The organism is Ensifer adhaerens, assembly GCF_002007205.1.
Taxonomy (GTDB): Bacteria; Pseudomonadota; Alphaproteobacteria; order Rhizobiales; family Rhizobiaceae; genus Ensifer; species Ensifer adhaerens_D.
Window position 1 is genome coordinate 1635910 of record NZ_LAZS01000005.1, and the last position, 21930, is coordinate 1657839.

The following is a 21930-nucleotide window of genomic DNA, read 5'->3' on the forward strand; positions in this document are numbered from 1 at the left end:
GCTGTCCGCCCCCGATGGAGGTGCGTTGTAAACGAAGGAAAGGGCCAGTCCAAGGGCGCTCGTGACAAGAGCGGGCCGAAATGCCGCGAAAAGGACGGCAATCGTCACAATTCGGGGCTGTCCGGCGGCAGAATGCGGGGCTACACATTGCATGGCCCACAGTGATCCCGCCCGAGTCGCGGCCGCTTTCCCGGATGTCGCCTGCCCCATGTCTCAGATTCGCCCGCTTATTCCCCTCCTCGTTACCGCAGGCATCCTCATCGGCGGTAACGGGCTGCAGGGCACCTTCATCTCGCTGCGTGCACTCGAAGAAGGTTTCTCGACATCGGTGATCGGTATCGTCGGTGCGGGATACAATATCGGTTTCGCGATCGGCTGCGTCTATGTCACCCGTATGCTGCGTGCCATCGGCCACATCCGCACCTTCTCGGCGATGGCGGCAATCGCCTCGGCTGCGGCGATCTCCATGGTGCTCGTGATCAACCCGCTGATGTGGTTTTTGATGCGGCTTCTGGCCGGGATCTGTTTCGCCTGCCTGTTTGCGACGGTCGAAAGCTGGCTGAACGCCAGCGTCACCAATGCCAATAGGGCGCGCACGCTGTCTGTCTACCGCCTCGTCGATCTCGGCTCGGTGACTGCGGCGCAATATGTCATCCCCGGCATCGGCCTTGAGGGCTTCGAGCTCTTCGCCATCATCTCCATGGCGCTGACGCTGTCGCTGGTGCCGATTTCCTTTGCCGACCGCTCAAGCCCCGTCGCCCCGGAAGCGATCCGCTTCGACGTGAAGGCACTCTGGAACATCTCGCCGCTTGCGACCGTCGGCTGCATCGTCGTCGGCCTCACCAACGCTGCCTTCCGCTCGCTCGGGCCGATCTATGCGCAGGGGATTGGCCTGTCGGTGACGGCGATCGCCACCTTCATGAGCGCCGGCATCATCGGCGGCGTGGTGCTGCAATATCCGCTCGGCCACTATTCCGACCGTATCGACCGCCGCCTGATCATCCTGATCGCCACCTTCGGCTCGCTGCTCGCCGGCCTGTTCCTCGCCTTCGGCGCCGGCAACGACGAGTGGCTGAACTTTGCCGGCATCTTCCTCTTCGGCGCCTTTGCCATGCCGCTCTATTCGCTCTGTTCGGCCCATGCCAACGACCACGCCGCCGAGGGACAACATGCGCTGGTTTCCGCCGGCATGCTTTTCTTCTGGTCGCTCGGCGCGATCATCGGCCCGCTGTTTGCGTCCTTCCTGCTCGAAATCTTCGGGCCGCAGGCGCTGTTCATCTATACGGCAGCGATCCTTTTCCTGTTCATGCTCTACACGCTGCAACGCATGACGGCGCGTGGTCCGGTGCCCGCCGGCGAGCGCGCCATGCCGTTCCGCAATCTCCTGCGCACCTCGTCCTTCTTCAACAAGCTCGCCGCCGGCAACAACCACAAGCGCAAGGACCGCTGACCTGCGGCAAGATGCGCGCGACCAGGATAATTGCTGAACGCAATAATCAGGTTTAGAACCGGCAGCACCTCAACCATTTGCCGAGATTGCCGAAATGCCCATCATCAGCCGCCGCACCTTCCTCCAAGGCTCCGCTGCTTTGGGAGGCGCCTTCGCGCTCGGCGCTGGCGTGGCGGCCCGCGCCGGCGCTGCACCCGATCCGCAGATCCTGACGGCGCAACTGACCGAAGCACGGATCGCCAAGGATGCGCTTACGCCCAAGATCATGACCTACGGCTTGGGTGAGGCTCCAAGCAGCGGCATGCCGCCCGTCCTGCGCATGCGCAAGGGCGAGCCCTATGCGGCCCGTCTCCTCAACCGGCTCGACGAACCGACGACAGTGCACTGGCACGGTCTTCGCATCGCAAACGCCATGGACGGCGTGCCCGAGCTGACGCAACCCTATGTCTATCCGGGCGATCCGTTCGACTACGTGTTCACCCCACCGGATGCCGGCACCTTCTGGTACCATCCGCACTGCAACACGCTGACCCAGATGGGCGCCGGGTTGACCGGCGTGATCGTCGTCGAAAACCCTGACGATCCGACGTTCGACGCCGAGATCGTGCTCAACCTGCGCGACTGGCGGCTCGGCACCGGCGGCGCCTTCATCGACGCATTCAAGCCGCGGGATGCGGCCCGCGGCGGCACCTACGGCACGGTGCGCACCGCCAACTGGCAGCAGGAGCCGACCTATGATGCCCCGGCCGGCGGGCTGGTTCGGGTGCGGATCGCCGCAACCGACGTCACGCGCATCTATACGATCGGCCTCGATGGCGCCGAGGCGATGGTGGTCGCGCTCGACGGCAACCCGGTCGACAAGCCCTTTGCACTCGACCGCTACGATTTCGGCCCCGGCCAGCGCGTCGATCTTGTCGTGCGCATGCCCGAAAGCGAGGGCCAGACGGTCGCGCTCGGAAACTTCCGCGGGTCGCACCCCTGGACCATCGCGCGGTTCAAGGCGACCGGCACCTCGCTGAAACGCGACCTCAGGGATGTCGCGCCCCTGCCCGCCAATCCGATTGCCGAGGCGGATCTCTCCACGGCGGTCCGCGTGCCGATCGAACTGACGGCGACGGCAGAGCACAATGCGACGCCTTCGATCTGCGGTTCGCTCGGCTATACCTTCTGGGCGATCAACAAGGTGCCGTGGCCGGGCGACACGCCCGACCCGATCGCGCCGATCGAGGAAATGAAACTTGGCAAGAGCTACGTGCTCGAGGTCGCCAACCGGACGCCGCATGCGCACCCGATCCATCTGCACGGCCTGAGCTTCCGTATTCTTACGTCCAACAAGCGGACCTTCCTGCCGCCGCCGACCGATACGATCCTGCTTTTGCCCGACGAACAGGCGGAAGTGGCGCTTGTGGCGGACAATTTGGGCGATTGGGTCATCCATTGCCACATCATCGAGCACCAGAAGACGGGGATGACGGGTTATTTCAAGATCGTCTGAGATTTTCGATTGTGACAAATGCCGCGAAGAGTTACACGAAAATCCAAGCCGCATTTTTGCCACAGTGATTTAAATCTGATGATTGAAACAACAGCAGACCTTGAGGCCGCCTGCGAACAGCTGGCCCGCTCAAATTATATTACAATTGATACTGAATTCCTGCGGGAAACGACCTTCTGGCCAGAGCTCTGCCTGATCCAGATGGCGAGCCCGGATCTTGCCGTCATCGTCGACCCGATGGCCAAGGGGATCGACCTTGCGCCCTTCTTCGCGCTCATGGCCAACCCTGAAGTCATCAAGGTGTTCCATGCCGCGCGTCAGGACATCGAGATCATCTTCCATCTCGGCGAGCTCATTCCGCACCCGATCTTCGACACACAGGTCGCGGCGATGGTTTGCGGTTTCGGCGACAGCGTTTCCTACGACCAGCTGGTCAACCGCGTCACCGGCACGCAGATCGACAAGTCCTCGCGCTTCACCGACTGGAGCCGCCGTCCGCTGACTGAAAAGCAGCTCGACTATGCGCTGGCCGACGTCACGCATCTGCGCGACATCTACAAGTACCTGGCCGCGGAGCTCGAGCGCGAGGGCCGTTCGCTCTGGCTCACCGAGGAGATGGCCATCCTCGAAGCCCGCGACACCTACGACCTGCATCCTGATGATGCCTGGCAGCGCCTGAAGATGCGGGTGAAGAAGCCGATCGAGCTCGCCGTACTAAAGACCGTCGCCGCCTGGCGCGAGCGCGAGGCGCGCGCCCGCAACGTTCCGCGCGGCCGCATCCTCAAGGACGACGCCATCTACGAAATCGCCCAGCAGCAGCCGAAGGATGCGGAGGCGCTTGCGCGACTCAGGACCATTCCCAAGGGCTGGGAACGCTCCAGCGCCGGAACAGCGGTCGTCGAGGCCGTCAATGAAGCGCTGGCGATCCCGAAGACCGATCTGCCGAAGCTTCCGCGCCAGAGCCATGCGCCAGAAGGTGCTGCGGCCGCCGGCGAAATGCTGAAGGTGCTCTTGAAGCTCATCGCCGAAAAGCAGGGCGTCGCTGCGAAGATCATCGCCAACAGCGAGGATCTCGACAGAATAGCAGCCGAGGGCGAGAAGGCGGACGTCGCCGCGCTCAAGGGCTGGCGGCGCGAACTCTTCGGCGAAACGGCACTGAAGCTGATCAACGGCGACGTCGCCCTGCGCTTCGTCGACAAGAAGATCGAAGCGGTGGAAATCGGCGTCTAAATCACGTCCGCATCAGCTTGAAAAAGGTAACGGGCGGAGACAAGTTTCCGCCCGAATCCAGCTCTAGCGAAGGGCCGGGCGGAATAGAATCACCATCGTATCAAACGAGGTGACGTGAGTCGGCGCGTTGGGCAACGCCGACCGACACGGATGCCGCCTCTTCCGGTACCGGAGCTTTCTGCATGCGTTGGCGCTTTTCGACTTTCGAAGGACTACTCTTGCTGCTGGTCATCGCCGGCGCCGGGGCAGTCTACGCATGGGTCTTCTACGGCAAAGGCGCCCTGATCGGCGCGACCTACGCGCTCTTCATGTGCCTGCCGATCATCGCGTTTGAGAGGCGCGTCATTTTCCGGCGCCTCCATCGACGGATCCACGCCTTTTCAACGCCCGTCTTCTTCGTCGCGTCGCTGGTCATCTACTTCGTGCTTCTCGACATCGGCTATGCCGCCGCCGGCCTGATCATGCAGTCGGGTGGCGTCATGGAGGACCACTGGATGGACGCGATGATGCCGTCAAAGACGGTCCTCATCTTTGCGCTCGGCGTTTCGGGATCGCTCGTCTTCATCCTCAGGGTTCGCGAACTGCTCGGACGTGACGTCTTCCTGAGCCTGCTCACCGGGCGCTACCGCAGGCCGATCGAGGAAGAGCGCGTCTTCCTCTTCATCGATCTTGCCGGCTCGACCTCCTACGCCGAGAAACACGGCGATCTCAGGATGCAGGAGTATCTCGGCAAACTGTTCGCGACGATCGCCGACCCGGTCATGCGCTATCGCGGCTCCATCGACGACTACATCGGCGATGCCGCCGTCATTACCTGGCCCTTCGATCGCGCGACCAACAATGCCGCCTGCATTCATTGCGTCTTCGACATTCTGGAAATGATCGATGCGGATGCGCAGCGTTGGCAGAAGGAGTTCGGCGAGGTTCCACGCCTGCGCGCGGCCCTTCACGGCGGCACCATCGTCGCTGCCGAAATCGGTCTCGACCGGCACAAGATCACCTATTTCGGCGACACGGTGAACACCACCGCCCGGCTTGAAGGCTTCTGCAAGACGCTTGGCCACCAGGTGCTGATCTCCACCGAGCTCGCCCGCAAGATGCGCCTGCCGCATTATGTCCGGGTCGAAGATCTCGGCGAGCACGCCATCAGGGGGCGCGGGCAGAAGCTCGGCGTGCTGGCGTTGCGCGCTGGCAGCGCGGCGCCGGCTCTCGTCCCCAGTCCGGCCGAGTAGTTGGGTCGAACGACGATCGCCTCACGCGTGCAGTTTCGCGCCCTTGGTGATCTTGTCGACCAGCTTCTTGTCCGCGTGGATGGCGATGCCGGCGACCGCGGCATCATCGGGGCTGGTCTCGGCGAAAACCGCACGGTTGGCGTGGTCGTGACCGGTGGCAAACATGCCGTCGACATAGATCGAAGCTTTAATCTCTCTTTCGATCGCGCGCCGTTGAATGTTGCCGAGCGTCGTCCCATCTGCGGCAAGCACGATGATCGGCTGCACACTCAAGGCGTTGTAGACGTTGCCGGCGCCGTCGCGATAGTCTTCACCAATGATGTCGGGCTTCTGCGCGGCAATACCGGTGGCGAGGAACGCGGTGACGTTCAGCTTCTGCCAGGTAGCCAGGTCCTCGCGCAAGACGATTGCAAATTTGGTATCGAACATGACGGCCATCTCCATTTCAGCCCGACAGGGCGTGCCGGAAGACGCATTATCGGAGGATGCCGCGATCGATCTTGAACGATTGTGCGGCGTGCCCGGCGACGGCATCCAGGTCGCGCCTGCCGTCGACGGCATCGAGCGCATCGAAGCGCGGCTGCATGGAAAATTCTTCGAGCCGCACCGCCACGACACCTATGCGATCGGCGTGACGCTCGGCGGCGTGCAGACCTTCCAATACCGGGGCGAAAGTCGTTTCAGCAATCCGGGAAGCATCATCATCCTCCACCCGGACGAGATCCACGACGGCGGCGCGGGAACGGAAATCGGCCTGCGCTACCGGATGATGTACCTGCAGCCGGAGCGGTTGCTCGCGGCACTCGACGAAACAGGCCCCTCCCTGCCCTTCGTCGCAGCACCTGTCGTGGGCGATGAGGCCCTGCGGCAGGCGGTCGGGGAAGCCCTCGTCGATCTCGACAACGGCATCGACGAGCTGGCGCTGGACGACATTCTCGTGCGCATAGCCGAGGGCCTGTACCGCCATGCCGGCGCCAAGGACATCAAGCCCGGAAAGGCCGATAAAAACGCCGTTCTTCAGGCGAGCGACTTCCTTCGCGCCAATCTCGAGCGGCCCGTCGGCTCGCAGGAACTCGAGGCGGTGAGCGGGCTTGATCGCTTCACGCTGGCGCGGCAGTTCCGCAAGGTCCTCGGCACCAGCCCGCATCGCTACCTCCTCATGCGCCGGCTGGAGCGCGCCCGCCAGATGATCGCCCGGGGCGAAAGCCTTGCCGGTGCAGCGCTCGAAACCGGCTTTGCCGATCAGGCGCATTTCACCCGTCATTTCAAGCGCGCCTATGGCATCACGCCCGGACGATGGGCGGGCCTCGTTGTCGCCAGCTAACACTGTCACCAAAGCTTCATCGGGCTGTAAGGCAAGCATCACCCAACCGTCATCATAGCCGCCTATCGGGTTGCAGGCTTTAGCTCCAACCCATGGTGACTTTCATGACGAAAACGCTTCTCGCCACCGCGGCGCTCACCCTTTTGATGACGATGGCCGCCTCGGCCGAGGAAAAGTCCTTCAACGCGACGCTGAAGGGTCACGCTATCCTGCCGGCAAACACGATCATTGCGGCCCCGTCCGACGCGCCCGAGTACCTGAAGACCTCCGGCAAGTTCACCACGCCGGACCGCAAGCGCGCGGACGCGCTCGGCACCGTGCCCGGCAAGGATGGCGTTCGCCTGACGGGCCTGTCGCTGCCCTTCGACGGTCAGCCGATGCAGGGCTTCTCCGGCATCAAGGCGATGGACGACGGTACCTTCTGGAGCCTTTCGGACAACGGCTTCGGCAACAAGCTGAACTCGACCGACGCCATGCTGATGCTGCACCATGTGAAGATGGACTGGGATGCCGGCAAGGTCGAGGCGCTGAAGACGCTGTTCCTCACCGACCCGGACAAGAAGGCCCCCTTCCCGATCGTCATGGAAGGTTCCGACAAGCGTTATCTCACCGGCGCCGACTTTGACGTCGAATCGATTCAGCCTGTTGCCGACGGCTTCTGGGTTGGCGAGGAATTCGGCCCCTACATTCTGAAGTTCGATCTCGACGGCAAGCTGGCCGACGTCATTGCGACGACGGTCGACGGCAAGCCGGTGCTTTCGCCCGATAATCCGACGCTGACGCTGCAGGCCGACCCGTCGAAGAAGACGCCCGCCTTCAACCTGAAGCGCTCCGGCGGCTACGAGGGTATGGCGCTTTCCAAGGATGGCAGCAAGCTCTATGGCCTGCTCGAAGGCCCGCTCTGGACCGACAGCGAAACGGTCGAGCAGGCAGAAGGCCGCCCGGCGCTGCGCATCATCGAGCTCGATGTCGCAACCAAGGCTTGGACTGGCCGCAACTGGCTCTACCCGCTGGCCGAAGGCGGCGAGGCGATCGGCGACTTCAACATGCTCGATGACAGAACAGCGCTGGTGATCGAGCGCGACAATGGCGCCGGCACGGTCGATAAGGCCTGCGCCGATCCGAAGGACCCGAAGCCCGACTGCTTCGCCACCGGTTCCAAGGTCAAGCGGATCTACAAGATCGCCTTCGACGACAGCAATGTCGGCAAGGCCGCGCGCAAGATCGGTTACATCGATCTCCTGAAGATCGCCGATCCCGAGAACAAGAAGCGCCAAGGCGGCGGCGAAGGCTTCTACGACATGCCCTTCGTCACCATCGAGAACGTCGACCGCGTCGATGAGACCCACATCATCGTCGGCAACGACAACAACCTGCCGTTCTCGGCCGGCCGCTCGCTCGACAAGGCCGACGACAACGAGTTCGTGCTGCTCGAAGTCGGCGACTTCCTGAAGGCCGAATAATCAAAAAGGGCGCGCGAACCAAGGTTCGCGCGCCTTTTGACTTGAACCCGGATTTCGCAGAGCTCAGCTTTCGAAGTGGAATGCGAGCCTCTTGCCGGTCAGCTTGCCGAGCTGCTGCAGGCGACCATCCAGCCGCTCGCCGGCGAACTCCGAATAGGCGGCCGGAACGATGATCTCGAGATCCACGTCCGGCTGGGACGACTTGCGGAACGTCAGGTTCCGCGCGATTCCCGGCATCGATGCCGAGAAGAGATAGGCGACGCGCAGCAAGCCGCCGAGCAGCTTTGCAAGCTCCAGCAGGCGCGGCGTGGTGATGCCGGCAAGCGCGTTCGTGGCGCCGTCGTCGTTCAAGCCCTCGAAGCGATAGTAGTTGGAGAGCGCGATATAGGCCCGGCCGGCATGGGTAATGCCGGAGAAGGTCGAGTGGGCGATGATGTTCAGCGCCTGCAGGCCGCGGTAGTCCGGATGCGCGCGCCAGCTGATGTCGGCGAGCAGGCAGGCAGCCTGACGGTAGCGGCTTTCCTCTTCCGTTTCCTCGATACCGAAGAACGGCACCATGCGCCCCGTCCAGTCGGCAAGCTCGCGGGCGTGTTCCGGCGAGCGGGCACGCAGGATGGCGATTTCGTTCGCCGCCGTCAGCAGCGGATCCTGGGCGCGCTCCTCGTCCTTCAAGAGCGAGAACAGATAGCCTTCACGCACGCCGAGCGCCGAGAAGGAAATCCGCTCCGGCCTCATGATCGAAAGCGCCTCCTGCATGGCGATCGCGCCGAAGGGCAGCAGGCTGCGGCGGCTCTTGGAGATCGTCGCATAGGCCGACGGCTTGATGTTTTTCGGCTCTATCACCTCCGGCAGCAACGCCATCGCCTCATCGTAGGAAATCTCGTAGCCCTGCATCATGTGCAGCGGATAGTCTCGGATTTCCATGTGCAGCTTGGCGATCGAACGCCAGGTGCCGCCGACCGCGTAGAAAGTGCGTCCGGTCCCCGCCCTCAGGATGGCCGAGTTCTTCATGAACTTGCGCACCCAGGTCTGCGCCTTCGTCAGCGAGCCGTTGCTGTGCTCGAACAGGCGGATACCGCCGAGCGGCAAGGTGATGCCCCTGCCGATCTTCGTGCCGGAGACGTCGACGAGTTCGAGTGAGCCACCGCCAAGGTCGCCGACGACGCCGTCGGGATCGTGATAGCCGCTGACAATGCCCATTGCCGAATAATAGGCTTCTTCCTCGCCGGTGAGGATGCGGACCTTGTGACCGAGGATCGCCTCGGCCTTCTCGATGAAGGCCGGGCCGTTGCTCGCCTCGCGAGCCGCTGCCGTGGCCAGCACGTACATCGACGTCGCCCGCGCCTGCTTGGAGAGCGCGTGAAAGCGATGCAGCGCCCTCAGCGCGCGCTCGACGCTGTCTTCATCCATGCGTCCGGTGGCGTCGATGCCTTTGCCGAGACCGCACATCACCTTTTCGTTGAACAGCATGGCCGGTGAGCGGCTCAGGCCTTCGTAGACGACAAGGCGGATGGAGTTCGAACCGATATCGATAACGGAAACCGGGCGGATGCCGGGCAAACGCCCCTGCGCTTCAGATTCGACCATGCAATTCCAGTTTATTTGTGCCAGCCGCTCTTCCAGCCGGCTATGAGCTTCGGTGCGCTGGACTTCAGGGCCTCGCCCCGGCCGGAGAGGCTGGGATTGGTCATGAAATAGTGCTGTGCGTTGAAAGGCTCGGCGTCCTTGCCGACTTCCATCCGGCGAGAGGTGCCATCGGGAAGAATTTCGTAGCTCTGCTGGTTGTCGATGAGATTGCCCAGCATGATCTGCGACAGAACCTGTTCGTGCACAGTCCGGTTGATGAGAGGCACGAGCGTCTCGACCCGCCGGTCCAGATTGCGCGGCATCATATCCGCCGAGCCGATATAGACAAGCGCATTCTCCGATGGAAGCCCGTGGCCGTTGCCGAAGCAGAATATGCGGGAATGTTCAAGGAAACGGCCGACGATGGACTTGACACGGATATTGTCCGAAAGACCCGGGACCTGCGGGCGCAGGCAGCAGATGCCGCGTACCACGAGGTCGATCTCGGCGCCTGCGCGGCTCGCCTTATAGAGTGCGTCGATGATCTCCGGATCGACAAGCGAGTTCATCTTCATCCAGATCGCCGCCGGGCGCCCGGCCTTGGCGTGCTCGATCTCCTCCTCGATATGCTTGAGGATGCGCGGGCGCAGCGTGTGCGGCGAGACAGCCAGCTTCATGCCCGCTTCCGGCTCGCCGTAGCCGGTGATGAAGTTGAAGATGTTCGCCATGTCGTGGGCGATGACGGGGTTGCAGGTGAAGAACGACAGGTCGGTGTAGATCTTCGCCGTCACCGGGTGATAGTTGCCGGTGCCGAGGTGGCAATAGGTCCTGAGCCTGCCCTCCTCGCGCCGCACCACCATCGACATCTTGGCGTGGGTTTTCAGTTCGATAAAGCCGAAGACGACCTGCACGCCGGCGCGTTCGAGGTCGCGCGCCCAGCGGATATTGGCTTCCTCGTCGAATCGGGCCTTGAGCTCGACCAGCGCCGTCACCGACTTGCCGGCCTCGGCCGCGTCGATCAACGCGCGCACGATCGGGCTGTCGTTCGAGGTGCGGTAGAGCGTCTGCTTGATGGCGACGACTTCGGGATCGCGCGCGGCCTGCAGCAGGAACTGCACGACGACATCGAAGGATTCATAGGGGTGGTGGACCACCATGTCCTTCTCGCGGATCGCCGCCAGGCAGTCGCCGGCGTGCTCGCGCACGCGTTCGGGAAAACGCGGATTGTACGGCTCGAAGCGCAGATCGTCGCGCGGAGCCTTGGTGATTTCGGACAAAGTGTTGAGCGCAAGCAGCCCCGGCAGGACGGCGATCCGGTTTTCCGGGACGCCCAGTTCCTGCACGACGAACTGGCGGAGCGACGCGGGCATCTCCGAATCGGTCTCGATGCGGATCACCGAACCGCGCCGGCGACGCTTCAGCGCGGTCTCGAAGAAGCGCACCAGGTCTTCGGCCTCTTCCTCCACTTCGATATCGCTGTCGCGGATGATGCGGAAGGTACCGGAACCCTTGACCTCGTAGCCGGGGAACAGCCGGTCTATGAACTGGCTGACCATGTCCTCGAGCGTGATGTAGCGGATAACGTTCTTGACGTCCGGCAGCCGGATGAAGCGATCGAGTGCGACCGGCAGGCGCAGAAGCGCCGTCATCGGCTCGCGGCCGGTCTTGCTGACGAGCTGCAGCCCCATCGAGAAGCCGAGATTCGGAATGAACGGGAACGGGTGGGCCGGATCGATCGACAGCGGCGTCAGCACCGGGAAGATCGACTGGTCGAATTCGTTGGCAAGCCAGCTCCTGTCCTGCGCCGACAGCGCCGCCGGGCGCACGATCAGGATATCTTCCTTGGCGAGATACTGCTGCAGCACGGCAAGCGAGGCCTGCTGCTCCATCTGCAGGTTGTCGATTTCCTTCAGGATGTCTTCGAGCTGTTCGACCGGCGTCTTGCCGTCGGGCGAGCGCATCGAGAGGCCCTGGCGCACCTGGCCTTCGAGGCCGGCGACGCGCACCATGAAGAACTCGTCGAGGTTGGCGGCCGAAATCGACAGGAAGCGAACACGCTCCAACAGCGGATGCGCCGTGTTCAGCGTTTCCTCAAGCACGCGGCGATTGAACTGCAGCCAGGAAAACTCGCGGTTGATGAAGCGCTGCGGACTGGTCAGCAGGTCGACGCCCTCCACTGCTGCCTGGTTTTCGTTCACCGCAGATAGCGCGTTATCCATGCTTTTCAGATCCCATTGCTCCGGCTGCACCGGCTATCCCAGTTTGACGACGGTTCTGTGACAGTCAATCGGACCGGCGCTGATTTCCCAGTTCTTCGAGAACTTCGGAGGCGAGTACACGTGTCAGTTTCGTGCCGCGGGCAAGCGCCAGATGGTCGATGCGCTCGACGATCGATTGAGCGGCTTCGAGCGAGCGCTCCATGCGCTGGACGATGTAGCCGACCAGGCGCTCGTCGACGAAGAGCTGGCGATCGGCAAAGAGCTTGATCAGCACCTGCGTCAAGAGTTCGTCGTCCGGCTCGCCGATTTCCACGACGGTCGCCGCCTTCAGGCGCGAACGCAGATCCGGCAACGTCACCGGCCAGGACATCGGCCAGAGCCGCGTCGTCATCAACAGGCCGGTGCCGTGCTGGCGCACGTTGTTGATGACGTGGAACAGCGTCGTATCGTCGAAGCCGCTGCGGTCGGCATCCTCGAACAGCACGGGTCTTTCGGCCGCGATCACCGCTGCATCGGAGCCGGCGAGCGGGTGGATCACTTCCGCCCCCGCCCGCTCCTTCCAGATGCTGGCAAGGTGCGATTTTCCCGAACCGACCGGTCCGGCGATGATGACAACCGGCGCCGGCCAGTCCGGCCAGTGGTCGACGATGGCGATGGCCGCGCTCAGCCTGTCGGAGACGAGCAGATCTTCACGACCCGTCGCCGGGTCGTGGCCGAAGGCCAGGGGGATTTGTTCAAATGGGCGTTTTGTCATGCTGTACTCGGGACAATCGTCGGAAATCAGGCGGCCTTGTCGCTCTTCGCCTTCTTTTCCACGGCTTTGCCGTGCCCGTGATAGAGATCGCTATCAAGGTACCGCTGGATGCCGAAGCGGACAAGCACGCCGATGGCCGCCGCCGCCGGCACCGCCACCAGCAGGCCGACGAAGCCGAACAGTGCGCCGAAGGCAAGGAGCGCGAACATCAGCCAGACCGGATGCAGGCCGACGCTTTTGCCCACCAGCTTGGGCTGGAGGATGTTGCCCTCCATGAACTGGCCGCTGAAGAAGACGGCAAGCACGAGGCCGATCCAGAGATAGTCCGGCCAGAACTGCACCAGCGCCACGCCGATGGCGAGCACCAGACCGACCAGGGATCCGACATAGGGAATGAAACTGATCATGCCGGCGAAGAGGCCGATCAGCAGGCCGAAATTGAGACCGACCAGAGACAGGCCGATGCCGTAATAAAGACCAAGGATGAGGCAGAGCGAGCCCTGCCCGCGCACGAAGCCGGCGATCGTCGCGTTCATGTCGCGGGCGATCTGGCGCACGTCCGAGACGTAGTCGCGCGGCACCCAGCTGTCGACCTTCTCGACCATCCGATCCCAATCGAGCAGGATGTAGAAGGCGACGACGGGTGTGACGACCAGCAGCGAGATGACATCGAGCAACGCCACGCCGGAGTTCCAGATCTGCTGGAAGAGCGTGCCGACGAAGGCGGCGCCCTGTTCGAGCAGCTTGCCGGAGCTCTGCTTGAGCGACGGCATCTGGCTCGCCAGCCAATCGGGGATCAGCCGCGTCTGCGCTTCGTTGACGAGCACCTGCAGCTTGGCGGCATAGCCGGGGATGTTCGCGATGAAATCGGCCGCCTGGCTGACGACGACAGGAATGATGACCATGAGGGCCAGCACGAAGACGACAACGAAGCCGACCAGGATGACGACGGTCGCCATCAACCGGCTGAGGCCGAGGCGCTCGAGGCGATCGGCGACCGGATCGAGGAAGTAGGCAAGCGCCATGCCGGCCAGGAACGGCAGCAGGATCGAGCTGAAGACCATGAGGAAGGCAATGAAGGCGGCAAGCACCAGCAGCCAGAAGATGACCTGGCGCTGCAATCCGGAACCGCTGACCTTGATATCCATGACACTCCCTTTGGATCACGATGATCTCAGGTCGGATCGACCTGGGATCATGGAACGTGATCGTTTCCTACAAGCGAGAGCCGGATGCGGGCGGAAACCGCACACTTTCCTCATCCCGCTCTAGCGCGCCGCTCGCGCCGATCGCGTATCACAACTCTTTAGAGGAGATAGGGGGCGGCGCGGGCGCCGGTCAAGTCCAACCGGGCGGGGCCGCACGGTTTGGAGCCAAGCTCTCCCGCTTCTACCGTGGGATATGGGCAAAATGGTGAAAAAACGCCGCCAAGGCCTGCTCTCGGCTTGCACTCCCTTGCCTGCCGTGCCAATCGCATCCGCAAAATACCTGTCGCACGACGAGCCTTGGAGAACGAGCATGAGCCAGTCGGGAAAGAACGGTCTCACCTATAGCGACGCGGGCGTTGATATCGACGCCGGTAATCTCATGGTCGAGAAGATCAAGCCGCATGTGCGCTCGACCCGGCGCCCCGGCGCCGACGGCGAAATCGGCGGTTTCGGCGGTCTCTTCGATCTCAAGGCTGCGGGCTTCACCGACCCGGTTCTGGTTGCCGCCAATGACGGCGTCGGCACCAAGCTGAAGATCGCCATCGACGCCAACAAGCACGACACCGTCGGCATCGACCTCGTCGCCATGTGCGTCAACGACCTCGTCGTCCAGGGCGCCGAGCCCCTCTTCTTCCTCGACTATTTCGCGACCGGCAAGCTCGACCCGGATCAGGGTGCTGCGATCGTCGCCGGCATCGCGGCCGGCTGCCGCGAATCCGGCTGCGCGCTGATTGGCGGCGAGACCGCCGAAATGCCCGGCATGTATTCGGGCGGCGACTACGATCTCGCGGGCTTCGCCGTCGGCGCGGCCGAGCGTGGCCAACTGCTGCCGGCCGGTGATCTCAACGAAGGCGACGTCATCCTCGGCCTTGCTTCGTCAGGCGTTCACTCCAACGGCTATTCGCTGGTGCGCAAGATCGTCGCGCTTTCGGGCCTTGCCTGGGATGCCCCTGCTCCGTTCGGTGAAGGCACGCTCGCCGACCTCCTGATGACGCCGACGCGCATCTATGTGAAGCCGCTTCTGAAGGCGATCCGCCAGACCGGCGCGATCAAGGCACTCGCCCACATCACCGGCGGCGGCTTCCCCGAAAACATTCCGCGCGTGCTGCCGAAGCACCTCGCCGCCGAGATCGACCTCGACGCGATCAAGGCGCCGAAGGTGTTCTCGTGGCTCGCCCAGACGGGCGGCGTTGCCGCCAACGAAATGCTGCGCACCTTCAACTGCGGCGTCGGCATGATCGCCGTCGTTCCGGCCGACAAGGCCGCAGAGGTTTCCGCCGTGCTCACCGGCGAAGGCGAGACCGTCTTCACGCTCGGCCGGATGGTCGCCCGCGCCGAAGGTGCTGCCGGCACGATCTACAAGGGCAACCTCGCCCTATGACGACTGGCGTTCCGACGGGCAGGAAGCGGGTCGTCGTCTTCATTTCGGGCGGCGGCTCCAACATGCTGGCCTTGGCGAAAGCGGCGGCCGAGCCGGATTTCCCAGCCGAGATCGTCGCCGTTATCGCCGACAAGGCGGATGCCGGCGGCCTCGCCAAAGCGGCAGCGCTCGGCATCCCCACCCGCGCTTTCCTGCGCAAGGACTTCGACGGCAAGGACGCCCACGAGGCGGCGATCCTCGCCGAGCTCGACCGGCTGTCGCCGGACATCATCTGCCTTGCCGGTTACATGCGGCTGCTGTCAGCTACCTTCATCCAGCGCCACGAGGGACGTATCCTCAACATCCATCCGTCGCTGCTGCCGCTCTTCCCCGGTCTCCACACCCACCAGCGGGCGATCGAGGCCGGCATGAAGGTCGCGGGCTGCACGGTGCATTTCGTCACCGAAGGCATGGACGAAGGTCCGATCGTCGCCCAGGCGGTCGTTCCGGTGGTTCCAGGCGATACGGCCGACAGCCTTGCAGCACGGGTTCTCACCGTCGAGCACCGGACCTATCCGATGGCGTTGCGCCTGATGGCGGAAGGCAAAGTGCGCATGGAAGGCAGCCGCGCCGTAAGCATCGGAGCGGGCGAAGCGACGGGTACGCTGGTTTCGCCAGCTTTCTGATTTTTCCGCCTGACAATGTTCGGGGTGGGTTTCGTCACCCCCCTCTGCCCTGCCGGGCATCTCCCCCACAAGGGGGGAGATCGGCAAGTGGCACCGGCACAGCCCCGCTGATCCTCAGCGGCATATCACGAAAATCGCAGCGAGCAGCCGACACATCTCTGGCCGGCAGATCCCCCCACCGATTGCTCACCTTCAACGATTGCTCATCGGCGAAGACCGCGCCCCAGCCGATCTCCCCCCGTGTGGGGGAGATGCCCGGCAGGGCAGAGGGGGGTGGCGTCACACTGAACACTCACTTCGCAGACGCCAGCCGCCGGTCGAGCGCCTCGAGCACGCGCCGCGTCAGCGCCGGATAATCCTCGTCGAAGTGGTGGCCGCCGTCGATCCCGATGACGTCGACGCCGGTGCCCTTCAGTTCAGGGCAGGCATCGTCCTCTTCGTCGGTGCCGTAGATGCATTGCACCAGCGCCGGATCGATGCGCTTGATGTCGTCGAGCGGATCGCCGCCCTTGCCGTCGCCCGCAGCCCCCAGCCAGCCCAGCACCGAGACCTTGTAGTCGACCATGTGCGACAGGGCCATCAGCGTCACCTGGCGAACATGGGCCTTTTCGCCTGCGGGCAGCAGGTTGAAGGTTCGCGGCAGGACATCGGCACCGAAGGAATAGCCGATAAGGAGCACGTTTCGCACGTTCCAGTGCTTGCGGTAGTAGCTCATCACCTTGGCAAGGTCGTCCGCCGTCACCTGCGGATCGCGCTCCGACCAGAAGTAATGCAGGGAATCGAAGCCGACGACCGGGACACCCTCGCGCTGCAGCACGTCGCCGACTTCCTTGTCGATGTCGCGCCAGCCACCGTCACCGGAATAGATCACCGCCATCGTGTCACGGGTTGGTTTTGCCTCAAGGATGGTCAAGGGCAGGCCGAACGGATTGCCGGCGTCGCGCTCGCTGTCGATGATATCCGAGAGGTGGTCGGACAGCGCCGAGTAGGCGTCGTCTTCGCTGTCCTCCTGCTCGATGTCCGCATGTTTGGCGACGAGCGCCGCCACATGGGCGCGCCCGTCCGCAGACGCGGCTGGCGAAAAGACGACGGAGACCGGGTCCGGCAACGGCCCGTCGGTCAGGCCATAGACCATGCGGCCGCTCTTTTTCCCCTTTTCGGCCGGGGTGCAGAGCTGTTTCTCAAGCGCGATCCCCTCCTCCGGATCAATCGCAAGTGTTTGGCCGATGGTTGCCGGCGGCGTCTGGGCGGCGATGGCCAGCGCCAGTGCGCCCCCGGCACCGACGCCCGCGACGACCGGCAGCTGGTAGGCGTCCGTGCCGACCGCACGCTGCACCTGCTGGCTGAGCGATTCGATGTCCGAGACCATGTAAATGCAGTCGCCGTCATCCTTGGCGAGCGAGGCCAGATAGGCCTTCAGGTCGATGCCGATGACGACGGTCCTGTCACCGGTGAGCGTATCGGCGATCGCCTGCTCCTTGTTCGTCCAGCCGGCGGCGTCCGACAGCAGCACGACGAGTGCCGCCGCCTTCTCCTTCGGAGCCATGATGCGCGGCGACGGGATCATCCCGGTGTCATAGGCCTTCGGCGCGTCTTCTGCGGACGCTGGGTGCGTGGAGGCTGACAGCAGCAGTACCGCCGAGGCGAGGTATTTCCAGACGTTCGCGACACGGATCATTTCTTCACCACTCCCTTGAGACCGCCGCCGATCAGGAATGTCGCATCCATCAGGGCGAGGATCGGATTGATGCCGCCGCTGGCGACAAGGTAGCGCGGTTGCCATTGCGGATGAAACTTCGACTTGAAGGCGCGAAGACCTTTGAAGTTGTAGAAGCGCTCGCCGTGTTCGAAGAAGGTGCGGCCGGCCCGGTCCCACACCGGCGCGATCTGGCGCGTGGACATGCCGGACAGCGGCGCCATGCCGAGATTGAAAGCGCGGTACCCTTCCCCCTTCAGATACTCCATCACCTGGGCGAAGAGAAAATCCATGGCCCCCTTTGGCGCATCCGGCGAGAAGCGCATGAGATCGACGGTCCCCTCCTCCTTGGTCGCCGTCACCAAAATGTTGGCGAAGGCGACCGTGCGCCCGTTCCAGGTGAGGATCGCCACCGGCTGCTCGCGAAGATATTCGGGATCGAAGGCACCAAGCGAGAAACCCTTCTCCTTAGCATTGTGGTGCGCGAGCCAAGCATCGGACACCGCCGTCAGATCGTCCATGACGTCGGAAACATTTCCGGGCGGCACGACACGGAATTCGAGCCCGTCGCGCTGGGCGCGGCTCACCTGCTGACGCAGGTTCGCCCATTTGCCCCCCTTCATTTCGAAGCGAGCAAGATCGACGCGCGCGAGTTCACCGAGCCTGAAGGCCCGCAGCCCGGCATCGGCATAGTAGGCAAGCCCTTGGGGCGAGACCTGGTAGAAGACAGCCCGGCAGCCGGCCGCGCGCGCCTTCTCGATGAAGTGCCAGATGAGTTCCGGCCAGGCATCGATCGGGCCGACAGGATCAAAAAGGGCGATCCAGGAACGGGCCCGCTGGCCATACATGATGAAGGCACGGCCGTCGGCGGAAAACAGCAGGCTCTTGTCGCCCATGCGCACCAGGTTGGCGTCGGACATGTCCTGTGCCTCGACGATCGAAAGCGCCCGCTCCATCGCATCCTCGGACGCGGGCTCGGCGGTTCCTGTTGCCGGGCGCATCAAGCTCCAGATCGCGAGCATGCTCGCCCCAATCGTGACGCCGAGAAGCGCACGCAGGCCTCGGGGCGCCTCTGCGGAGAATTCGAACTGCCACCAGAGCTCGTGGCTGTATTCGACATCGCGGTAGACGAAGAGCAGCACGACCAGTGCGCCCAGGCAGATGACCCCGAGCGCCGTCAGCCACGGCACCGTCAACGCCTGCCCGAAGAGCGAGGCCGGGCGCACGAACAGGCGACGGCTGACGAGGAGCCCGACGAGGAAGAAGGCGAGCATACCCGCCTCCACGACGGCGATCGCCTTGATCAGCGACAGCAGGAGTGCGGCGACCGCGATCACGATCGAGGCCCACCAGGCTCCGTCGAGTCTCAGCGCCAATCCGCGCGAGACGACGACGAGCGCGAGGCCGAGCAGACTGGCAAGGAAGTGTGCGCCTTCGACGATGGGCAGCGGCAGCAGGCCTTCGAGGAAGGCAAGATTTTCGTCGGGCGTCGGGGTAACGCTCGAAAGGACGAGCATGATCGCAAGCACGATGCCGAGCGTCGCCAGCAGCAGCGGCGTCATGCGGCCGCCGATACGGCGTACGCTCGATGCGACCGGATGGCCCGACAGCTGGCGGAGCTCGATACCCATGACGACGGCGATCGCGATGACCAGCGGCAGCACGTGATAGATCACGCGGTAGAGCACCAGCGCGCCGAGAATCGTGTCGACATCGGCGTTGTGGCCGAGCGTCGCGATGATGATCGTCTCGAAGACGCCGAGGCCGGCCGGAACGTGGCTCAAGACACCGACGCCGACGGCCAACGAATAGACCGCTAGGAAGGCCGGCCAGCCGATCGTGCCCGCGGGCAGAAGGACATAGAGGACCGTCGCCGAGGCGGCGAGATCGAGCGCCGTCACCAGGAACTGGCGCGAAACGGTGCGAGAATCCGGCAGCCGAAGCGTCAGACGCCCGATGCTGACCTCGCGCCCGTTACGGGCAAGAAAGAACATGGTGAACAGACCGCCGAGGATCACGGCCGCGATCACGCGCAATACCAGGGGATCCATCCCGGTCATCGGCGCCACATACTCGCCGACGGCAAGCAGGCTGAGGCAGGTCACCGTCAAAAGCCCGAGCCCAAAGGCGAGCGTCACGAAAGCGATGATGCGGGCGATGTTTTCAGGCTCGATGCCGAGGCGCGAATAGGAACGGTAGCGGATGGCGCCGCCACTGAGCGCCCCGAACCCCGCGGTGTTGCCGACCGCATAGGCCGAGGCCGCCGTCAGCGCCACGTCGGCATAGGGCAGCTTTCGCTTGACGTAATCAAGCGCGCTGACGTCATAGAAGGTGAGCGCGAGGAAGCTCAACGCAGTGAAGAACACCGCCGCCGCGACGGAGATCCAACTGGTATCCGCCAATGCCTGGACGACCTCGTCGTACTGGACTTCGGACGTCAGGTGAAAGATCGCAAAGCCGAAAAGCGCGATTACGAAGAGCGTACCGGCAGCCGATAGATAACGGCGATTGCGACGCAGGAAGGAGAACCAGCCTCCCTCCACCTGCTGCTCGTCGTCGGTTGCACGTTCCGGTAGGGAGGATGTCATGAAGCGCCCATGTCGGTAATGAGGACATCAGCGCTTTAGCTTACCCGATACGGATCAAAAAGTGAAATATCGGTAATAAATTATACTCTTATAAAACAAGCCCTTAGGCAAACAGTTGCTGCCGGTTGAGCTGCGCCCACTGCAAGAGCATGACCGTCTTGGCATCGCAGATCTCGCCGGTCGCGATCATTGCAACGGCTTCGTCGAAGGGGATTTCCAGAACTTCGATGTCCTCGCCCTCATGCGCAAGCCCCCCGCCGTCGCCGCGCTTCTCGGTGGCGTCGATATGGCCGGCAAAGAAGCTCGTGCGCTCGGTCAGCGCGCCCGGGCTCATATAGATATCGAAGAGGTGGATGACGTCCTGGACGTGGTAGCCGGTTTCCTCCAGCGCCTCGCGGCAAATCGCTTCTTCCGGGGTATCGCCGTCGAGGAGCCCCGCGGCCGCCTCGATCAGATAGGCCGGGTCGCCCTGAAGCAGCACGGGAAGGCGGAACTGCCGCACCAGGATGACGCTTTGCCGCCTGGCATCGACGAGCAGGATGGTCGCCGCATTGCCATGATCGTGGACCTCCCGCTTCAGCGTCACGGTCGCGCCATCGGACATCTGCTGTTCGAACGTCACCTCCTCCAGGTGCGCGAAGCCCTTCCACAGCGTGCGGCGGCCGACGATCCTGACGCGTGGGTCATGGTGGGTGCTCATGCAGCTTCCTTCTCCGGCGAGTGCGATCCCGCCATTTCAGCCATCAGTGGATATGTTCCGTTGCCGCGCGGTCTTCACGCTCCATCTGCAGCGTCGTGTGATGCAGGTCGAAACTCTCGCGCAACCGTTCTTCGATCGCCCGGCGCACGGCTTCGGCATCGGCGCCATCGGCAAGCACCGCATGGGCGGTCAAGGACGGCTGGCTCTGGGTGATCGCCCAGAGGTGTAGGTCGTGTACGGAGGCGACGCCGGGAACGGCGGCAATCGTCGCGTGCACATCGGCAAGACGCATGCCCGGCGGCACGCCTTCAAGCAGGATGTTGACGCATTCCTTGAGCAGCACCCAGGTGCGCGGAAAGACCATGAAGCCGATGCCGACGGCGAGCAGCGAATCCACCCATTGCCAACCGGTCAGCCAGATGACCACCGCGCCGACGATGACGGCGAGCGAGCCCAGCATGTCCGACCAGACTTCGAGATAGGCGCCCTTGACGTTGAGGCTCTCGTCCTTGCGGCTGGTGAGCAGCCGCATCGAGGCGAGGTTGACGAGCAGGCCGATGACGGCGATCACCAGCATGCCGCCGGACTGGATCTCCTGCGGCTCGGACAGCCGCTTCCAGGCCTCATAGAGGATGTAGAAGGCGACACCGAGCAAGAGCAGCGCGTTGAAGGCGGCGGCCAGGATCTCGAAGCGCGCGTAGCCATAGGTGCGCAAGAGGTCCGACGGGCGGCGCCCGACATGAATGGCGACGAGCGCGATCGCAAGGGCTGCCGTATCGGTCAGCATGTGCATGGCATCGGAGATCAGCGCCAGGCTGCCGGTCAGGATGCCGCCTATGACCTCGGCCAGCATGAAACCGCCGGTCAGGCCAAGCGAGGCCCAGAGCCGCGAAACCGGCGTGCTGCTCACATCTGCATGGTGGTGGTCGCCGCTCATGGAAGGTTCCGTCTGCCGTTCT

General features: G+C 63.6%; 17 protein-coding genes. 8 read left to right on the plus strand and 9 right to left on the minus strand.

All coding sequences use genetic code 11. The features are described 5' to 3' along the window. Nucleotides 1–208: 208 nt before the first annotated feature. The 4 genes from XB14_RS11890 (at nt 209) to XB14_RS11905 (ending at nt 5407) form a co-directional block, all read left to right on the plus strand. Nucleotides 209–1450, plus strand: coding sequence for an MFS transporter (locus tag XB14_RS11890; protein ID WP_077961724.1), 1242 nt, complete (start codon nt 209–211; stop codon nt 1448–1450). 94 nt (nt 1451–1544) lie between these two features. Further along, on the plus strand, nt 1545–2945 hold the full coding sequence (locus XB14_RS11895) for a multicopper oxidase family protein (RefSeq protein WP_077961725.1): 1401 nt from the start codon (nt 1545–1547) through the stop codon (nt 2943–2945). A gap of 78 nt (nt 2946–3023) precedes the next feature. Then, nucleotides 3024–4175, plus strand: coding sequence for a ribonuclease D (gene rnd / locus XB14_RS11900; RefSeq protein WP_077961726.1), 1152 nt, complete (start codon nt 3024–3026; stop codon nt 4173–4175). Nucleotides 4176–4357: 182 nt separating this feature from the next. Beyond that, entirely contained in the window at nt 4358–5407 is a 1050-nt protein-coding gene (locus XB14_RS11905; protein WP_077961727.1) for an adenylate/guanylate cyclase domain-containing protein, read from the plus strand. A 21-nt stretch (nt 5408–5428) separates the two neighbouring features. Here XB14_RS11905 and XB14_RS11910 read toward each other — a convergent pair whose 3' ends face one another. Beyond that, entirely contained in the window at nt 5429–5836 is a 408-nt protein-coding gene (locus tag XB14_RS11910; protein WP_077961728.1) for a DUF2000 family protein, read from the minus strand. Here XB14_RS11910 and XB14_RS11915 point away from each other — a divergent pair. After that, on the plus strand, nt 5835–6731 hold the full coding sequence (locus XB14_RS11915) for an AraC family transcriptional regulator (protein ID WP_077961729.1): 897 nt from the start codon (nt 5835–5837) through the stop codon (nt 6729–6731). The genes XB14_RS11910 and XB14_RS11915 overlap by 2 nt on opposite strands. A 104-nt stretch (nt 6732–6835) precedes the next feature. Beyond that, nucleotides 6836–8194 carry an esterase-like activity of phytase family protein gene (locus tag XB14_RS11920; RefSeq protein WP_077961975.1) on the plus strand — a complete coding sequence of 453 codons (1359 nt, stop codon included), beginning with the start codon at nt 6836–6838 and terminating at the stop codon, nt 8192–8194. Nucleotides 8195–8257: 63 nt separating this feature from the next. On the opposite strand, the gene ppx is transcribed toward XB14_RS11920, so the two are convergent. From ppx to XB14_RS11940, 4 genes are all read right to left on the minus strand, one after another. After that, nucleotides 8258–9781: an exopolyphosphatase gene (gene ppx / locus XB14_RS11925; RefSeq protein WP_077961730.1), complete on the minus strand. Its 1524-nt coding sequence runs from the start codon at nt 9779–9781 to the stop codon at nt 8258–8260. A gap of 11 nt (nt 9782–9792) precedes the next feature. Then, nucleotides 9793–11979, minus strand: coding sequence for an RNA degradosome polyphosphate kinase (locus XB14_RS11930; RefSeq protein ID WP_077961731.1), 2187 nt, complete (start codon nt 11977–11979; stop codon nt 9793–9795). Nucleotides 11980–12043: 64 nt separating this feature from the next. Next, nucleotides 12044–12733, minus strand: coding sequence for a DnaA regulatory inactivator HdaA (hdaA, locus tag XB14_RS11935; protein WP_077961732.1), 690 nt, complete (start codon nt 12731–12733; stop codon nt 12044–12046). Between the two features lie 26 nt (nt 12734–12759). Then, nucleotides 12760–13881, minus strand: a complete 1122-nt coding sequence (locus tag XB14_RS11940; protein WP_077961733.1) for an AI-2E family transporter — start codon at nt 13879–13881, stop codon at nt 12760–12762. Between the two features lie 370 nt (nt 13882–14251). On the opposite strand from XB14_RS11940, the gene purM reads away from it, so the two are divergent. Both purM and purN read left to right on the plus strand, forming a co-directional pair. Next, a complete protein-coding gene (purM, locus tag XB14_RS11945) occupies nt 14252–15322 on the plus strand; it encodes a phosphoribosylformylglycinamidine cyclo-ligase (protein ID WP_077961734.1) in 1071 nt (356 codons plus the stop codon). Next, nucleotides 15319–15987 (plus strand): phosphoribosylglycinamide formyltransferase, encoded by a 669-nt coding sequence (gene purN, locus XB14_RS11950; RefSeq protein ID WP_077961735.1) that lies wholly within the window; start codon nt 15319–15321, stop codon nt 15985–15987. Before purM ends, purN begins: the two co-directional genes overlap by 4 nt. 292 nt (nt 15988–16279) lie before the next feature. On the opposite strand, the gene XB14_RS11955 is transcribed toward purN, so the two are convergent. From XB14_RS11955 to XB14_RS11970, 4 genes are all read right to left on the minus strand, one after another. After that, nucleotides 16280–17665 (minus strand): virulence factor family protein, encoded by a 1386-nt coding sequence (locus XB14_RS11955; RefSeq protein ID WP_077961736.1) that lies wholly within the window; start codon nt 17663–17665, stop codon nt 16280–16282. Next, nucleotides 17662–20271 carry a bifunctional lysylphosphatidylglycerol flippase/synthetase MprF gene (gene mprF / locus XB14_RS11960; RefSeq protein ID WP_077961737.1) on the minus strand — a complete coding sequence of 870 codons (2610 nt, stop codon included), beginning with the start codon at nt 20269–20271 and terminating at the stop codon, nt 17662–17664. Before mprF ends, XB14_RS11955 begins: the two co-directional genes overlap by 4 nt. 103 nt (nt 20272–20374) lie before the next feature. Next, nucleotides 20375–20971: an NUDIX domain-containing protein gene (locus XB14_RS11965; protein WP_077961738.1), complete on the minus strand. Its 597-nt coding sequence runs from the start codon at nt 20969–20971 to the stop codon at nt 20375–20377. Nucleotides 20972–21014: 43 nt separating this feature from the next. Further along, on the minus strand, nt 21015–21908 hold the full coding sequence (locus XB14_RS11970) for a cation diffusion facilitator family transporter (RefSeq protein ID WP_077961739.1): 894 nt from the start codon (nt 21906–21908) through the stop codon (nt 21015–21017). Between the last annotated feature and the right edge of the window lie 22 nt (nt 21909–21930).